The organism is Frankia sp. Allo2, assembly GCF_000733325.1.
Classification (GTDB): domain Bacteria; phylum Actinomycetota; class Actinomycetes; order Frankiales; family Frankiaceae; genus Frankia; species Frankia casuarinae.
Window position 1 is genome coordinate 64,470 of the sequence record NZ_JPHT01000026.1, and the last position, 13,562, is coordinate 78,031.

At 70.0% G+C, this 13,562-nt stretch carries 11 protein-coding genes and 1 pseudogene; all 12 read left to right on the forward strand.

Features of this window, described 5'->3' with window-relative positions:
* Nucleotides 1-13 precede the first annotated feature (13 nt).
* Complete coding sequence (locus ALLO2_RS16625; protein ID WP_011437663.1) at nucleotides 14-1,132, forward strand: ferritin-like domain-containing protein; 1,119 nt, start codon at nucleotides 14-16, stop codon at nucleotides 1,130-1,132.
* Nucleotides 1,129-1,818 carry an SGNH/GDSL hydrolase family protein gene (locus ALLO2_RS16630; RefSeq protein WP_011437662.1) on the forward strand — a complete coding sequence of 230 codons (690 nt, stop codon included), beginning with the start codon at nucleotides 1,129-1,131 and terminating at the stop codon, nucleotides 1,816-1,818. The genes ALLO2_RS16625 and ALLO2_RS16630 overlap by 4 nt, the downstream gene beginning before the upstream one ends.
* Nucleotides 1,815-4,007 (forward strand): iron-containing redox enzyme family protein, encoded by a 2,193-nt coding sequence (locus tag ALLO2_RS16635; RefSeq protein ID WP_035733266.1) that lies wholly within the window; start codon nucleotides 1,815-1,817, stop codon nucleotides 4,005-4,007. Before ALLO2_RS16630 ends, ALLO2_RS16635 begins: the two co-directional genes overlap by 4 nt.
* Entirely contained in the window at nucleotides 4,004-5,152 is a 1,149-nt protein-coding gene (locus tag ALLO2_RS16640) for an acyl-CoA dehydrogenase family protein (RefSeq protein ID WP_035733268.1), read from the forward strand. The genes ALLO2_RS16635 and ALLO2_RS16640 overlap by 4 nt, the downstream gene beginning before the upstream one ends.
* Nucleotides 5,153-5,188: 36 nt before the next feature.
* Nucleotides 5,189-6,481 (forward strand): lysine N(6)-hydroxylase/L-ornithine N(5)-oxygenase family protein, encoded by a 1,293-nt coding sequence (locus ALLO2_RS16645; protein WP_011437659.1) that lies wholly within the window; start codon nucleotides 5,189-5,191, stop codon nucleotides 6,479-6,481.
* Nucleotides 6,482-6,636: 155 nt separating this feature from the next.
* Entirely contained in the window at nucleotides 6,637-7,632 is a 996-nt protein-coding gene (locus ALLO2_RS16650) for an FAD-binding oxidoreductase (protein WP_035733270.1), read from the forward strand.
* Nucleotides 7,629-9,617, forward strand: coding sequence for a class I tRNA ligase family protein (locus ALLO2_RS16655; RefSeq protein WP_011437657.1), 1,989 nt, complete (start codon nucleotides 7,629-7,631; stop codon nucleotides 9,615-9,617). The genes ALLO2_RS16650 and ALLO2_RS16655 overlap by 4 nt, the downstream gene beginning before the upstream one ends.
* Nucleotides 9,614-11,128, forward strand: a complete 1,515-nt coding sequence (locus ALLO2_RS16660) for an AMP-binding protein (protein WP_011437656.1) — start codon at nucleotides 9,614-9,616, stop codon at nucleotides 11,126-11,128. The genes ALLO2_RS16655 and ALLO2_RS16660 overlap by 4 nt, the downstream gene beginning before the upstream one ends.
* Nucleotides 11,118-11,411 (forward strand): hypothetical protein, encoded by a 294-nt coding sequence (locus ALLO2_RS16665; protein ID WP_084588466.1) that lies wholly within the window; start codon nucleotides 11,118-11,120, stop codon nucleotides 11,409-11,411. The genes ALLO2_RS16660 and ALLO2_RS16665 overlap by 11 nt, the downstream gene beginning before the upstream one ends.
* A 3-nt stretch (nucleotides 11,412-11,414) precedes the next feature.
* A complete protein-coding gene (locus tag ALLO2_RS16670) occupies nucleotides 11,415-12,014 on the forward strand; it encodes a GNAT family N-acetyltransferase (RefSeq protein ID WP_035733272.1) in 600 nt (199 codons plus the stop codon).
* Nucleotides 12,005-13,027, forward strand: a complete 1,023-nt coding sequence (locus ALLO2_RS16675; protein ID WP_011437653.1) for a C45 family peptidase — start codon at nucleotides 12,005-12,007, stop codon at nucleotides 13,025-13,027. Before ALLO2_RS16670 ends, ALLO2_RS16675 begins: the two co-directional genes overlap by 10 nt.
* An 88-nt stretch (nucleotides 13,028-13,115) precedes the next feature.
* Nucleotides 13,116-13,562: pseudogene (locus ALLO2_RS16680) on the forward strand (helix-turn-helix domain-containing protein); the annotation flags it as partial.

Genomic DNA, 13,562 nt, shown 5'->3' on the forward strand with positions numbered 1-13,562 from the left:
GAAGAGAGTGGTCATGAAGTCAGACACGATGGCGAAGCTGGCTGGTGGCTGGGCCGTTCCGCTCGGCGGGGACGCGCTGTTCACCTGGGACTACGACGCCGGCACCGAACAGATGCTGAACCTGTACTCCCGCGGCAAGCAGCGCCAGTGGGACGCCGAGACGCAGCTGGACTGGAGCCACGACGTCGACCCGGACAACCCGCTCGGCCTGCCCGACGAGTTCATCTGGATCGCGGGGACGCGGGTATGGGAGCGCCTGCCGGAGGCGGAGCGGACCACCGTCCGCCAGCACATAGCCGGGTGGCTCTATTCCCAGTTTCTACACGGTGAGCAGGGCGGCCTGGTGTGCTCGGCTAAGGTCGTCCAGGCCGTGCCGGACATCGCCTCGAAGTTCTACGCCGCCACGCAGGTGATGGACGAGGCCAGGCACGTCGAGGCGTACCAGCGCATGCTGCAGGCAAAGATCAAAGTGCACTACCCGATCTCCACCGGTCTGCGCGGCCTGCTTGAGGCGATCATCGGTGACAGCCGCTGGGACATCACCTACCTCGGCATGCAGGTGATGATCGAGGGCCTGGCGCTGGCGGCGTTCAGCATCCAGCGCGACCGGATGCGCGATCCGCTGGCGCAGGCGCTCAACGCCTACGTGCTGCAGGACGAGGCGCGTCATGTCGCGTTCGGACGGTTGGCACTGCGCGACTACTACAGTCAGCTCAGCACCGCCGAACTGCGTGAGCGGGAGGATTTCGCGGTCGAGGCGTGCTGGGTGCTCAAGGACCGGTTCGTCGGCGAGGAGATGTGGCGCAAACTCGACTACGGCGCCGAAGAATGCATCGCGCTGGCCAACCGCTCGCCCGCCCAGCGCGAATTCCGGCGCCGGGTGTTCACCCGGATTGTCCCAACGCTGAAGGACATCAACCTGTTCGGCCCCAGGATGCAGGAGAGCCTGCGTGAGCTGGGCGTCCTCGGGTTCAGCCGGGTCGACGGGGCCGAGATAAGCGCCGAGGACGAGCGGATCGCCGACGAAATCGCCAGGCTGGAGTTTGCCACTCGGCAGCGGGAAGTGTCCGCGGTCATAGCCGTCGGCGCCGGGTCCGACGACGGCGACGACGACTGCGAGGACGAGGGATGACCGAACTGACCGAAGCCACCGACCCATACGTCATCTCCACCGAAGCCGGTGTGGAGCTGCTGGCGGGCGCGCCGTGGAAGCGGATCGCGGTGATCGGTGACAGCATCTCGACCGGAATACGCGAAGCTGTGCCCGGCTACCAGGATCTGTCCTGGGTGGACCGGATCAGTGCCGTGCTGCACCGCATTCACCCTGACCTCGACGAGATTCGACTGGCCAAACGCGATCTGACGCTGACCGAAATCCGCCAGACGCAGTTGCGGCCGGCCCTGGATTTCAGGCCCGACCTGGTGTTCCTCTCCGGCGGCGGCAACGACTTCATCAGGCCGGGCTTCGATCCGGTCACCGTGCGCGCCGAGCTGACCGAGATCGTTTCCAGGGTCAGGGTGACCGGTGCCGACATCCTCACCATCGGGATGCTCGATATCAGCCAGGCGGGCATCGTCTCCGAGAAGTACGGGGAGATGTTCAGCAAGGCGACCAGGATCGTCACCCGGATCACGCGGGAGGTGTCCCAGGAGTACGGCGCGATCTTCGTCTCGTTCACCGACCATCCGCTCTGCGCCGACGCGGGCATCTACTGCAGCGACAGGCTGCACCTCAACTGCCGCGGTCAGGCGTTCGAGGCCACCGGGAAGATGCACGGACTCGCCGCTCACCTGGCCGCGAGGAGCAAAGCCGCATGACCGACCTGACGACCTCGCTGCCGCTGGGACCGTTCGAGTGCGGCCCGGCCGCGGCCGCCGAGGCAGCCGCGGCCGTGGCCGGGCCGCCGGCCGCCCTGTACCGCCAGCTGCTGGTCGAGCAGGAGTCCGAGGCGACGCTGGTGGCCGCCCGCCGGGTGCTCGCCGCGTTCCTGCCGGACAGTGCTTCCCTGGCCAGGGAAGCCGGTCTGGCCAGGGAGGCCGGTCCGGACCGGGAGCACGTGCTCGCCGAGCTGGCCGGCTCCCGCGTGGCGATTGCGGGGGTCGCCGCTCGGCTTCGCACCGCTTCGGCCGAGACTGTGGCCGCGGTGCTGCGGCAGCGTGCCCCGCTCGCGCTGATCGAAGGCTGCTGGCTGGACNCCGTGTCGCANCCAGCTNCCCANCCCGCCGTGATTGTCAACCGGCTGGGCGTCGAGCAGCTGGAGTTGCTGGGTCGTGGCGTGGCCGAGCGCACCCTGGCCCATCAGCGCCGCCGGCTGCTGGCGGAGCACGGCGTGGTGCTCCCTGACCTGGCAGCCACCGACTTCCTGACCGCGGCGCAGGCCCGGCCGCTCACCGTGGTGACGGCCGCCTTCTACCTGTCGCTGTCCCGGCTGCCGGCCAGTTTCCTGCCCGAGGTGGTCGGCGTGCACTGCGCCTTCCGGGCACTGGGCACCGACGCCGCACTATCCGGTGTGGACGGCCCACCCGGTGTGGACGGCCCTGGGTACGATCCGGCGCCGCTGCTGGCGGAGTATCTGGCGCTTACCGAGCAGTCGCCTACCGGCCCGGCCGACCGGGCGCGGCTGCTCGCGGCGATCCAGCTCGTCGTGCGTCTGGAGAGCGCGCACGTGGCGATGCTCGACGATCTCGCGAGCTGGCACCAGGGCCTGTCACTCGACGCCAGAGTGGCGCTGATCGTCGCCAGGCACGCACCGTACGCGGGCCGCCAGCACCACAAGGTGCAGATCTCCGGTACCCCGCTGCGCGACCTGTTCGCCGACCCGGCGTTCGACGCCGCGGCGTTCATCCGTCAGTTCCGCTCCTCCAGCCAGCTGAAGCCGCTGCGGGCCGGCGGTTGCCGCTTCACCAGGGCGATCACGTTCGGTGGGCCGATGTTCGGGATCTTCGACGAGGCCGAAGCGCGCACGATCGGGCGGTGGGCGGCCGCTGTTGCCGCGGGTGAGGAACCCGGCGCCGACCTGGCTGCCTGCACCGCCGGCGACGAGGGTGCCGCTGCCTGGCAGCATGCGCTCGTGGCTGCCAACCCCGGCGACGTCCTCGCGGCCGAGCCGCCGGCTCTCGACGAGCGTCAGTTCCTGTACCGCCTGGTCAACGTCGAGCGGTTCCCCAGCGTGCTGGCTGCCGCCCGCAGCCGCGTCGAGCGGGTGCTCGCCCAGGCCGAGGGGATGTTCGAGCTGGGAGCCGCCGGACGCTACACCGACGCCAGCTGGTTCGACTACAGCCCCGAGGCGCTGTGGGAGCGGGTGGACACCCTCTACTGGACGAAGCTCGTCGAGCCCTTCCGGCCGCTGACCGACATCCCGTCCAGGAAGAACGTGATCAACAACCAGAAGCGGTTCGCGCTGGGCAACCTCGTCGACGGCGCCTGCATGCACCGGATCGGCAACACCGGCCGCTTCCACCGCCCCAGCGACGGGCCGCTGTTCGCCATCTACGCCGACGAGATGGGCCGCGGCGACATCGCCAAGAACCACATCACGCTGATCCAGCAGGCCCTGGCCAGCATGGACATCCACCTGCCGCACCCGCGCTCGGAGGAGTTCCTCACCCAGGCCGAGCTGCCCGACCTGACCTACCCGTACGCCACCTACCAGCTCAGCCTGGCGCTGTTCCCGGACTCCCGCTACGAGGAGATCCTCGGCTACAGCCTGGGGGTAGAGATGTTCGGCCTCGGCGAGCTGCGGCTGCATGAGATGGAGAAGATGCGCCACCACCGTTTCGACATCGCCTACGAGGCGGCGCATCTGTCCATCGACAACGTCTCGGCCGGCCACGCCCGCCAGGCGACCGACCTGATCGTCGGCTACCTCGACCACGTCGGCCGCACTGCCGGCCCGGTTGCCGTCGAGCGAGCCTGGCAGCGGGTGTGGCGCGGCTACGCCTCGTTCGCGTTCTTCGTCGAGCCGCAGTTGGCCAGGCGCCTGATGGCAGGGCGGGCCGCCGCATGAGCCTGGACCCGGAGCTGGTGGCGCTGCCGTTCTACGAGCAGTCACACCGCGAGCTGGCCGAGGCGCTCGGCAGGTTCTGGGACACCCGCGCCGATCTGGCGGCGGCAGCCCGGACCGGCGCGCCGGCGAAGTACGGCGCCCGCGTGCTGCGCGAGCTGGGGGCCGCGGGGTTGCTGGAGCCCGCCGACCTGCGCAGCCTGTGTCTGACGAGGGAAGCCCTGGCCTACACCGAGGACCTGGCCGACTTCGCGTTCTCGATCCAGGTCCTGGCCGCCTGGCCGATCCAGCGCCACGGCACCGACGAGCAGAAGCGGCGCTGGCTGCCCGGCATGGCCTGCGGCGAGCTGGCAGGTGCGTTCGCGCTGTCGGAGGAGCAGGCCGGCTCGGACGTCGCCGCGCTCGCCCTGCGCGCCGTGCCGGACGGCGCGCAGTACGTCCTGGACGGGAACAAGATGTGGATCGCCGGCGCCGCGGGCGCCGACGTCTTCTGCGTGGTGGCCCGCACCGGTGACGGCCCGGCCGCGCTGGGCCTGACCGCGCTGCTCGTCCCGGCCGGCACCCCGGGCCTGCGGATCGAGCCGATCGACATGGTGGCCGAACGCGACNTCGCCCGACTGGAGTTCGACGGCTGCCGGGTCCCGGCCGACGCCGTCCTGGGCCCCCGCGGCGGCGGGTTTGTCGTGGCCATGGAGCTGCTCGAACGGTTCCGCCTCACCGTCGGCGCCGCGGCGCTTGGCTTCGCCCGCCGGGCCGCCGACGCCGCTTTGGCCAGGGCCAGAGAACGGGCCGCGTACGGCAGGCGGCTGTTCGACCTGCCGACGGTGAAGGCCAGCTTCGCCGATGTCGAGGTACGGCTGAACGCCGCCGCCCTCCTGGTGGCCAGGGCCGCCTGGGAGGCCGACCGGGGCGCCCCGCTGGCCAGGCACTCCAGCATCGCGAAGCTGTACGCCACCGAGGCCGCCCAGCAGGTCGTGGACGCGGCCGTGCAGGTCTACGGCGCGGCCGGGCTGGTGCACGACAGCCTGCCGGAGCGGCTGTACCGGCAGATCCGGTCGCTGCGGATCTACGAGGGCGCCTCCGAGGTGCTGCGCCTCGCCATCGCTGACGCCCTGGGCCCGCGCGGCCGGTTTCACGAGCGAATGTAAGTTCGTCTGTCCGAACGCTGAAAGCGAGCTCTTCTCATGGGGAGTAAGTCTCCGCGGTACCGCTGTGTCGGAATCGGGGCCGGACCGGCCAACCTGAGCCTGGCAGCCCTGTTGCACGGTGACCCAGGGATGCCGAACCTGGTCATCGACAGGAAGGCCGAATTCACCTGGCACGACGATCAGCTCATCCCTGGAGCGACCCTCCAAGTGTCCTTGTTCAAGGACCTTGTGAGCCTGTCCGACCCGACCAGTCCATTCTCGTTCATAGCCTATCTCCACGACCGCGGGCGAATCTACCACTACCTCAACGCACAGTTCGAAAAAGTGCCCCGCGAGGAGTTCCGTAACTACCTCGGCTGGGCCTGCAGTCGCAACGAGAACGTTGTGTTCGGCGAGGAGGCGCAGGCCGTCGACTTCACCGGCGACGCGTTTGTCGTGCAGACCGACAAGCGCGCTCTCCTCGCCGACAACGTGGTGGTCGGCGTCGGCACCGTGCCGTGGGTGCCGATGTTCGCCCGCCCGCACCTGGGCAGCACTCAGTTCCACGTCAGCGAGTTCAGGTCGAAAGCCGTCCGCCTGCGCGACAAGCGGGTGGCGGTGATCGGCGGCGGCCAGTCCGGCGCCGAGGCGTTCCTCGACCTGATCTCCCGGCCCGACAGCGAACTGCCGCACCGGGTGTCGTGGCTGTCCCGCCGGCGCAACTACTTCCCGATCGACGACTCGCCGTTCACCAACGAGTTCTACATGCCCTGCCACTCCGACTACTTTGCCGAGCTCGACCTGGCTGTACGGGCCGACTTCAACAGCCAGCAGGTGCTGACCAGCGACGGCATCTCCGAGTCCACCGCCCGGGAAATCTATCAGCAGATCTACGTCCACCGGTTCATCACGGGCGCCCCGCAGCTCACCGGGCTCTACCCCAACCGCGAGGTGGTCAGCGTCGAGGCGTGCTCGCCGGACGGCTGGAGCATCTCCGTCCAGCACAACGACCTGGCCGGCGGCCTGGAGATCTTCGAGGCCGAAGTGATCATCTGGGCCACCGGGTTCCAGCCGGCCCGGATGGACTTCCTGGCACCCCTGGAGCAACGCCTGGCGCGGGAGGACGACGAGTATCAGGTGGACGCCGACTTCGCCGCCAACTGGGACGGCCCGGCCGACCGGAACCTGTTCCTGCAAAATGCCGTCCGCACGCAGCGCGGCCTCGCCGACCCGAACCTCAGCCTCACCGCCTGGCGCAGCCAGCGGATCGTCGACCGGATCCGCGGCGTCCGGAGCAGGGGACAGGACCCGGCGTTCGTCGAGTGGTCACCCAAGACAGGGGCCCGCTAATGGGCCAAAGGGCGTGCGATTATGGCGAAGCTGCACGCCCGGAGGCCTTTCTTTCCGGGACGATCCTGGGCCAAAGGGCGTGCGATTATGGCGAAGCTGCACGCCCGGAGGCCTTTCTTTCCGGGAAAATCCTGGGCCAAAGGGCGTGCGATCATGTGGACGCCGACGTCGTGGTGGTCGGTGCCGGAGTGGTCGGCTGCCTGGTGGCCACCGAGGCACTGGCCCGCGCGCCCCACCGGCGGGNGACGGNGATCGACAGGGGNGNGGTTGGCGGCGGAGTGTCCCGGTTCTCCGCCGGCCTGCACTTCCCGCGCGGTGCCACCCCACGGGTGCGGGCGCTGGCCGCCTACAGCCATCGCTGGTACGAGGACCTGCGCCGGCGAGACCCACAGGTGCCGATCCACCCGGTGGGCCTGACCGTGGTCAGCACCGACGAAGCCGCCGTCCGGGAGCACTACCTCCCCGAAGCGCGGCTGCGTCCGGCCGACCAGGGCTGGGAGGGCGACGGCGCCCACTACGCCGACGTTGGAGCGCTCACCCAACTCCTGGCCGCTCGGCTCCGCGACCGCGCGGCGTTTCGGGAGGGCACCGCGGTCACCGCCGTGGGGTCCGCACCGGACGGCGTCGTCCTCACGCTGAGCACCGGTGCCCGGCTCACCGCCGGCCGCGTCGTGCTGGCACCGGGTCCCTGGCTGGCCTGGCCGGAGCTGCTTGCCCCGCTCGGCGTCCGGATCAAGAAAGTGGTCGCCCTGCACATCGAACGACCCGCCACCCCTCGCGACCGCACGACCGTCTTCCACGACGAGGACGCGTTCCTGCTACCGCTGGCCCACCGCGGCCACTGGCTGTTCAGCTACACCTCACCCGACTGGGACGTCACCCCGGACGCGCTGACCGGGGAGCTGTCCGCCGACGACCTCGACCGCGGCCGGGCGATCCTGGATCGTTACGCCCCGAAGCTCAGCCCGTACTGTGTCTCCGGCCGCGTGTTCTGCGATGCCTACAGCCCCGACCGTACGCCGATCGTGCGCCCGGTCACCGCCGACGGCCGGGTGCTGTTCGCCGGCGCGGCGGGCGGTTCCGGCTACCGGCTGGCCCCCGCGATCGCCGCGGCGGCCGCCGACCTGCTCGACGAGAAGGACACCGCATGATCATCGACCGCTTTGGCGTCGCCGCGCTCTCCGAAGCATTCGGGATCGACATGGTCTCGGTCGACGGGCTGGGCACCGGCGCCGCCTGGGGCCGGGTCGCACCGGGCGTCGCCTCGGCGCACCACCGGCACGACGAAACCGAGCTGATCGTCATCGTCGCCGGCCGCGGCGAGTTCGTCGTGGGCTCCGAACGCCACCCGGTCGCGCCGGGCACCGTCGTCCTGTTCGAGCCGTTCGAGGCTCACGTCGTGGAGAACACCGGGGATCAGGATCTGGTCTTCCTCACCCAGTACTGGCGCGACGGCGCCCGCGCGGTGTCCTCGGCCACCCCGGTGACCAGCGAGCACGGCGACCGCCCGGTGTTCGTCTTCTCGACGCCGCCCACCCCCAACGGCGACCTCCACCTCGGCCACCTCTCCGGCCCGTATCTGGGTGCCGACGCCTACGTCCGGTTCCAACGGATGAACGGCGCCAACATCTGGCACCTGACCGGCAGCGACGACTTCCAGTCCTACGTGGTCGACTGCGCTCGCCGGGAAGGCAGGTCGAACGCCGAAACGGCCGCGCACTACAGCGCCGAGATCGCGGAAACCCTGCGACTGATGGACATCCCGCTCGACCAGTACACCGTCACAAACGCCGACCCCAGCTATGTCCCCGCGCTGAAGGACTTCTTCACCAGGCTGGTCGACTCCGGCGCGATCGCCCCGAGCGACGGCCCCGCGCTGTTCGACCCGAAAACCGGCCAATACCTCTACGAGGTCGACGTCCGCGGCGGCTGCCCCGGCTGCGGTGAGATCACCGGCGGCAACATCTGCGAGGAGTGCGGCGAGCCGAACACCGTGGTCGACCTGGCCGATCCGGTCGCCAAGCCCTCCGGCGAGGCACCCGCTGCCGGCACGGTCCGCCGCTACGTGCTGCCGCTGCATGAGCACGCGGGCACGGTGCTCGACCATCACCGCCGGGGCCGCGTCCCGGCCCGGCTACGGGAGCTCGCCGCACGACTGTTCCGCCGGGAGCGGGTCGACATCCCGGTCAGCCACCCCAGCGACTGGGGCATCACCCCGCACGAGGCGAACGGCGCCGGCCAGGTGATCTGGGTATGGCCGGAGATGGCCTTCGGCTTCCTGCACGGCATCCAGAAGCTCGGCGAGCGCATCGGCCGCGACTGGACGGCCGCCGAGCCGACCGACGACTGGAAGATCGTCCACTTCTTCGGCTACGACAACAGCTTCTACCACGCGATTCTCTACCCGGTGCTCTACCAGCTCGCCCTGCCCGGCTGGACGCCGGACATCGACTACCACGTCAACGAGTTCTTCCTCTACGACGGCCTGAAGTTCTCCACCGGCCGCCGGCACGCCATCTGGGGCAAGCAGATCCTCGACGCCGGCAGCGTGGACGCCGTGCGCTACTTCCTCGCCCGTAGCCGTCCCGAGGCGCAGCGAACGAACTTCGAGCTCGACGCCTACGAGCACACGCTCGCGACCACCCTGATCGGCACCTGGCAGGCCTGGCTGAACGACCTCGGCCAGCACGTGGCCGACCACTACGACGGGGTGGCTCCCGACGCCGGCAACTGGACCCCCGAGCACGCCGGGTTCCTCAGCCAGCTCGCTGCCCGGCTTGGGGCGCTCACCGCCAGCCTGCGGCCCGGCGGGTTCTCGCTCAACCAGGCCGCCGCCGAACTGGACGCCCTGGTGGCCGACGCGCTCCGGTTCAGCCGCCGGGAACGCGTGCTGGCGCGGGCCGGCGGCATGCCGAACGAGGTGCGCACGGCCACCGCACTGGAGCTGGCCGCCGCCGCACTGCTCGCGCACGGCGCCGCGCCGGTCATGCCGCGCTTCGCCGTCCGGCTGGCCGAAGCCCTTGGCCAGCCGGCGCCCGACCAGTGGCCCAGCACGGTCGAGCTGATCCCGCCGGGCAGCAAGGTCACCCTCGCCCACACCACGTTCTTCCGCCCGACCAGCAGGAGCCTGTCATGATCAACAAACTCCTGGCGTCCACCCCGGACCGCGGGACGCTGTACATCACCAGGCTGGCCGGCACCCGCGAGGTCCCGCTCGCCGAGGTCTGGCGACTGTCCGGCCTGGTCGCGGCCAGGCTGCGCGCCCGCGGCCTCGGCGCGGGCGACCGGATCGGCATCCTCGCCGCCAACAGCCTCGAGTGGGTGGTGCTCGACCTGGCTGCCCTGCGGCTCAAGGTCGAGACCGCCGGCCTGGAACCGGGCAAGTTCGCGCCTACCCGCGAACTCATGGACCGCTACGGCCTCTCCCTCCTGTTCACCGACCGGCCGTCCGACGAATCCGGTGTCGAGCAACTCGCGGCCCTGCTCGACGACCTGCTCGACGACCTGCCCGACGACCTGCCCGACGTGCCCCCGCCGCCGGTCAGGTACGCCCCCGACGAGGTCACCACGATCAAGTTCACCTCGGGAAGCACCGGCACGCCCAAGGGCCTGGGCGCCACCGTCGGCAGCATCGACAGCTCGCTGGACGCCGTCCAGGGCATGTTCGGCCACGGCCCCGGCGACAATCTGCTGGTGTTTCTGCCGCTGTCGTTGCTTCAGCAGCGCTACTGGGTGTATTCGGCGCTGCTGCACGGCCACGACGTCACGGTCTGCACCTACGAGGCGGCGTTTGTCGCACTCACCCAGGTACGGCCGACCGTCGTCATGGGCGTGCCCGGCTTCTTCGAAGGTGCCCGCAGCCAGATCGAGCGCCGCACCCAGCGCACCGGCCGGGACCTCGCCGATGTGGCCCGCGACCTGTTCGGCGACCGCATCCGCTACCTCTGGACGGGCTCGGCGCCCGCCGATCCCGCCACCCTTGCCTTCTTCAACCGGCTCGGTCTGCCGATCTACGAGGGCTACGGCCTCAACGAGACGTGCATCGTGGCCAAGAACCACCCGGGCGCGCACCGGGAGGGCAGCGTAGGCCGGGTGCTGCCGGGCAAGCAGGTACTCATCGACGATGACGGGGTGATCAGCGTCCGTGCCCAGCACCCGGTGAACGGGCGGTACGCCTACTGCGAGCCCGGCGACTCCGAGCGGGTCTTCGGCCCCGACGGCACCGTGCGCACCGGTGACCTCGGATACCTTGACGCCGACGGCTTCCTGTTCGTTCTCGGTCGTGCCGACGACACGATCGTGTTGGACAACGGTAAGAAGATCATCGTCAGGCAGATCGAGGAGCATCTGAAGGCCAGCCCGGCCATCGCGGAGTGCGTGCTCTACTGCCCGGCCCAGACCGAGCTGGTGGCGGTCGTCTCGCCGGCGTCGGTGCCGGCGGACACCGCTGCCATCTCCGCACAGCTCGCGGCCACCAACAAGGCGCTCGGCGGTGACCAGTACATCCACCGGGCCGTGGTGGCCGACGAGCCGTTCAGCATCGACAACGGCCTGCTCACATCTCAGTACAAACCCAAGCGGAAGCAGATCCGAGCGGTGTACCTGCGCCAGCTCGGCGACCCGAGGAAGGGACTCCATGCTGCCTGACTCTGTGCTGCCCGACTCTGTGCTGCCTGACATCGAGACCGTCGTCCGGNAGAACCTGGCCGCGGTGCTGACCATCGACATCGCCCCCGAGGACCTGGAGCCCGCTGCCGCCCTCACCGGTACCTACGGGCTGACCTCGCTGAACAAGGTCCTGTTCCTGACCTCGCTGTGCAGGGACACGGGCATCGACATGGCCCATTTCACCGAGGACGATCTGGCCGGGATGCACACCCTGCGTGACTGCGTGGAAATCCTGTCCCGGCACGCTCCAGCGGGGGCCTGACCGGTGGCCTGGCGCACGGACGGCCCGGCCGTCCTGGACAACGACCACGTCCGCCTCGCACCCGTCACCGAGGCCGACCGGGAAGCGTTGCGGGCGATCGCTTTCGACCCGGACATCTGGCGGTACTTCGTCTTCCGGGTGGAATCCGATGCCGACTTCGAGGCGTTCTTCGACGCATCTCTCGCCGACCATCGGGCCGGCCGGCGATGTGTCTTCGTCATCACCGACAAGCGCACCGGCCGGGTCGCGGGCAGCATGAGCTATAGCAACCTGTCCGAGCCGGACGCTCGGCTGGAGATCGGCTGGTCGTGGCTCGGCCGAGACTTCCGCGGCACGGGGNTCAACCGGTGGGCCAAGGTGCTGCTGCTGGAGCACGCCTTCGAGCGCCTGGGCGCGCTGCGGGTGGAGTTCAAGACCGACGTGTTGAACACCCAGGCCCGCGGCGGCCTGCGCAACATCGGCGCCGTCGAGGAGGGGGTGCTGCGCAGCTACAACCCCATGCCGGACGGGCGCCGTCGCGACGCGATCTACTACAGCGTGCTGGTCGAGGAATGGCCGATCGTGAAGAAGACGCTCGCCGAGCGCCCTAAGGCGTGCCCGTGACCGTCCTGGTCAGGGCGGACGGGGAGCCGTCGGAGCTGGGCAAGGCCCACGGGGCGGCGTTGGCGGGGCGGCTGCGGTCGTTTGTGGACGACCACGTCTGCCGGCTCGGCCGGCTGCTGCCCGACCCGGTGACGCTGGACGGACTGCGCCCGACGATCGCCCGGTACCGTACGGAGATCGAGCACGCCACGCCGCGGCTCGCGGCCGAGGTCGCCGGGCTCGCGTCCGGCGCGGGCCTGGACGAGGACGAGGCCTGGCTGCTCCAGCTTCGGCGCGAGATCCTCGGCTACACCAAGATCCCCACCGCGGGTGACTGCACCACCTACGCGCGGGTCGCCGGCCCGCTGCTCGCCCAGACCGTCGACCTCAACGGCGACCTCGAAGACCAGATCGCCGTCCTCGACCTGGCCTCGCCGATCGGCCGCTCGCTCGTGCTGAGCTTCGGCGGCCTGCTCGGATACCTCGGCCTCAACAGCCGCGGCCTCGCGATCGGGCTCAACCTCGTCCTGGGTGGCGACTGGCGGGCAGGTCTGCCCCCGTACCTGGCGATCCGGCACCTGCTCGACACAGCGGAGGACGTCGAGGAAGCCCTCGACGTCCTCCGCGGCCTGCGGCTGGCCAGCTCCCGGTCGCTGACGCTCTGCGATGCCACCCGGGCGGTCTGGGTGGAGATCCTCGGTGACGAGCTACGGACCGTGCAAGCGCCACAGACCGTCCACACCAACCACTTCCTCCATCCCGACTTCGTTCCCCACGACGAGATCAACGTGTTCGCCCGCAACTCCTCCGTCCGCCGGCTTGAGGCTGCCACGGCGGTGCTCGCGACCCTTGGGAAGGAGCCCGAGGAGCACCTCGCGTTGCTGTCCGCCCCACCCATCCGGGTGCCCGACAACGGCGACATCCGGCGGGAGCGCACGGTCGCGGCAGCAGTCCTGTTACCGGAGCTCGGGGAGCTGCGGCTTCGGCCCGGCGACCCGGCCTTGTCCACTACTCGGACATTCCGGTTGAAGTAACAATCGTGGCGATGCTCCACCACGACGGACCACTCTTCCGCCGCTGTACCTACCTGCTGGAACAAGCGGTTCGTTAGCCGACCCTTCCATGATTTGGCGTCGCGGGAGGTGGAGAGGGTTCGCTCTCGATCCAAACACCGTCCGGCTTGCCGCTCTGCGCCGGCATGCCGGGGCAGNGCGGTTCGCCTACAACTGGGGTCTGGTCCGGGTGAAAGCCGCGTTCGCGCAGCGCGAGGCCGAACAGTCCTACGGGCTGACCGGTGATCTGCTCACCCCGGTGTCGTGGACGCTGCCCGCGTTGCGGCTGGCCTGGAACGCTGCGAAACACAAGCTGGCCCCGTGGTGGGCGCGGTGCTCGAAGGAGGCGTTCCGCGCTGGCCTGGATCAGCTTGCCCGGGGGTTGAAGAACTTCACCGACTCCCGGTAAGGGAAGCGGAAGGGCCGGCGGGTCGGTTTCCCCGGTTCAAGAAGCGCGGGAGGGCCCGTGACTCGTTCCGGTACACCACCGGCGCCTACGGTCCGGCTGGGGATCGGC

Coding starts and splice junctions, on each gene's coding strand:
- ALLO2_RS16625 (WP_011437663.1), top strand. CDS start 14: ATGAAGTCAGACACGATGGCGAAGCTGGCTGGTGGCTGGGCCGTTCCG.
- ALLO2_RS16630 (WP_011437662.1), top strand. CDS start 1,129: ATGACCGAACTGACCGAAGCCACCGACCCATACGTCATCTCCACCGAA.
- ALLO2_RS16645 (WP_011437659.1), top strand. CDS start 5,189: ATGGGGAGTAAGTCTCCGCGGTACCGCTGTGTCGGAATCGGGGCCGGA.
- ALLO2_RS16655 (WP_011437657.1), top strand. CDS start 7,629: ATGATCATCGACCGCTTTGGCGTCGCCGCGCTCTCCGAAGCATTCGGG.
- ALLO2_RS16660 (WP_011437656.1), top strand. CDS start 9,614: ATGATCAACAAACTCCTGGCGTCCACCCCGGACCGCGGGACGCTGTAC.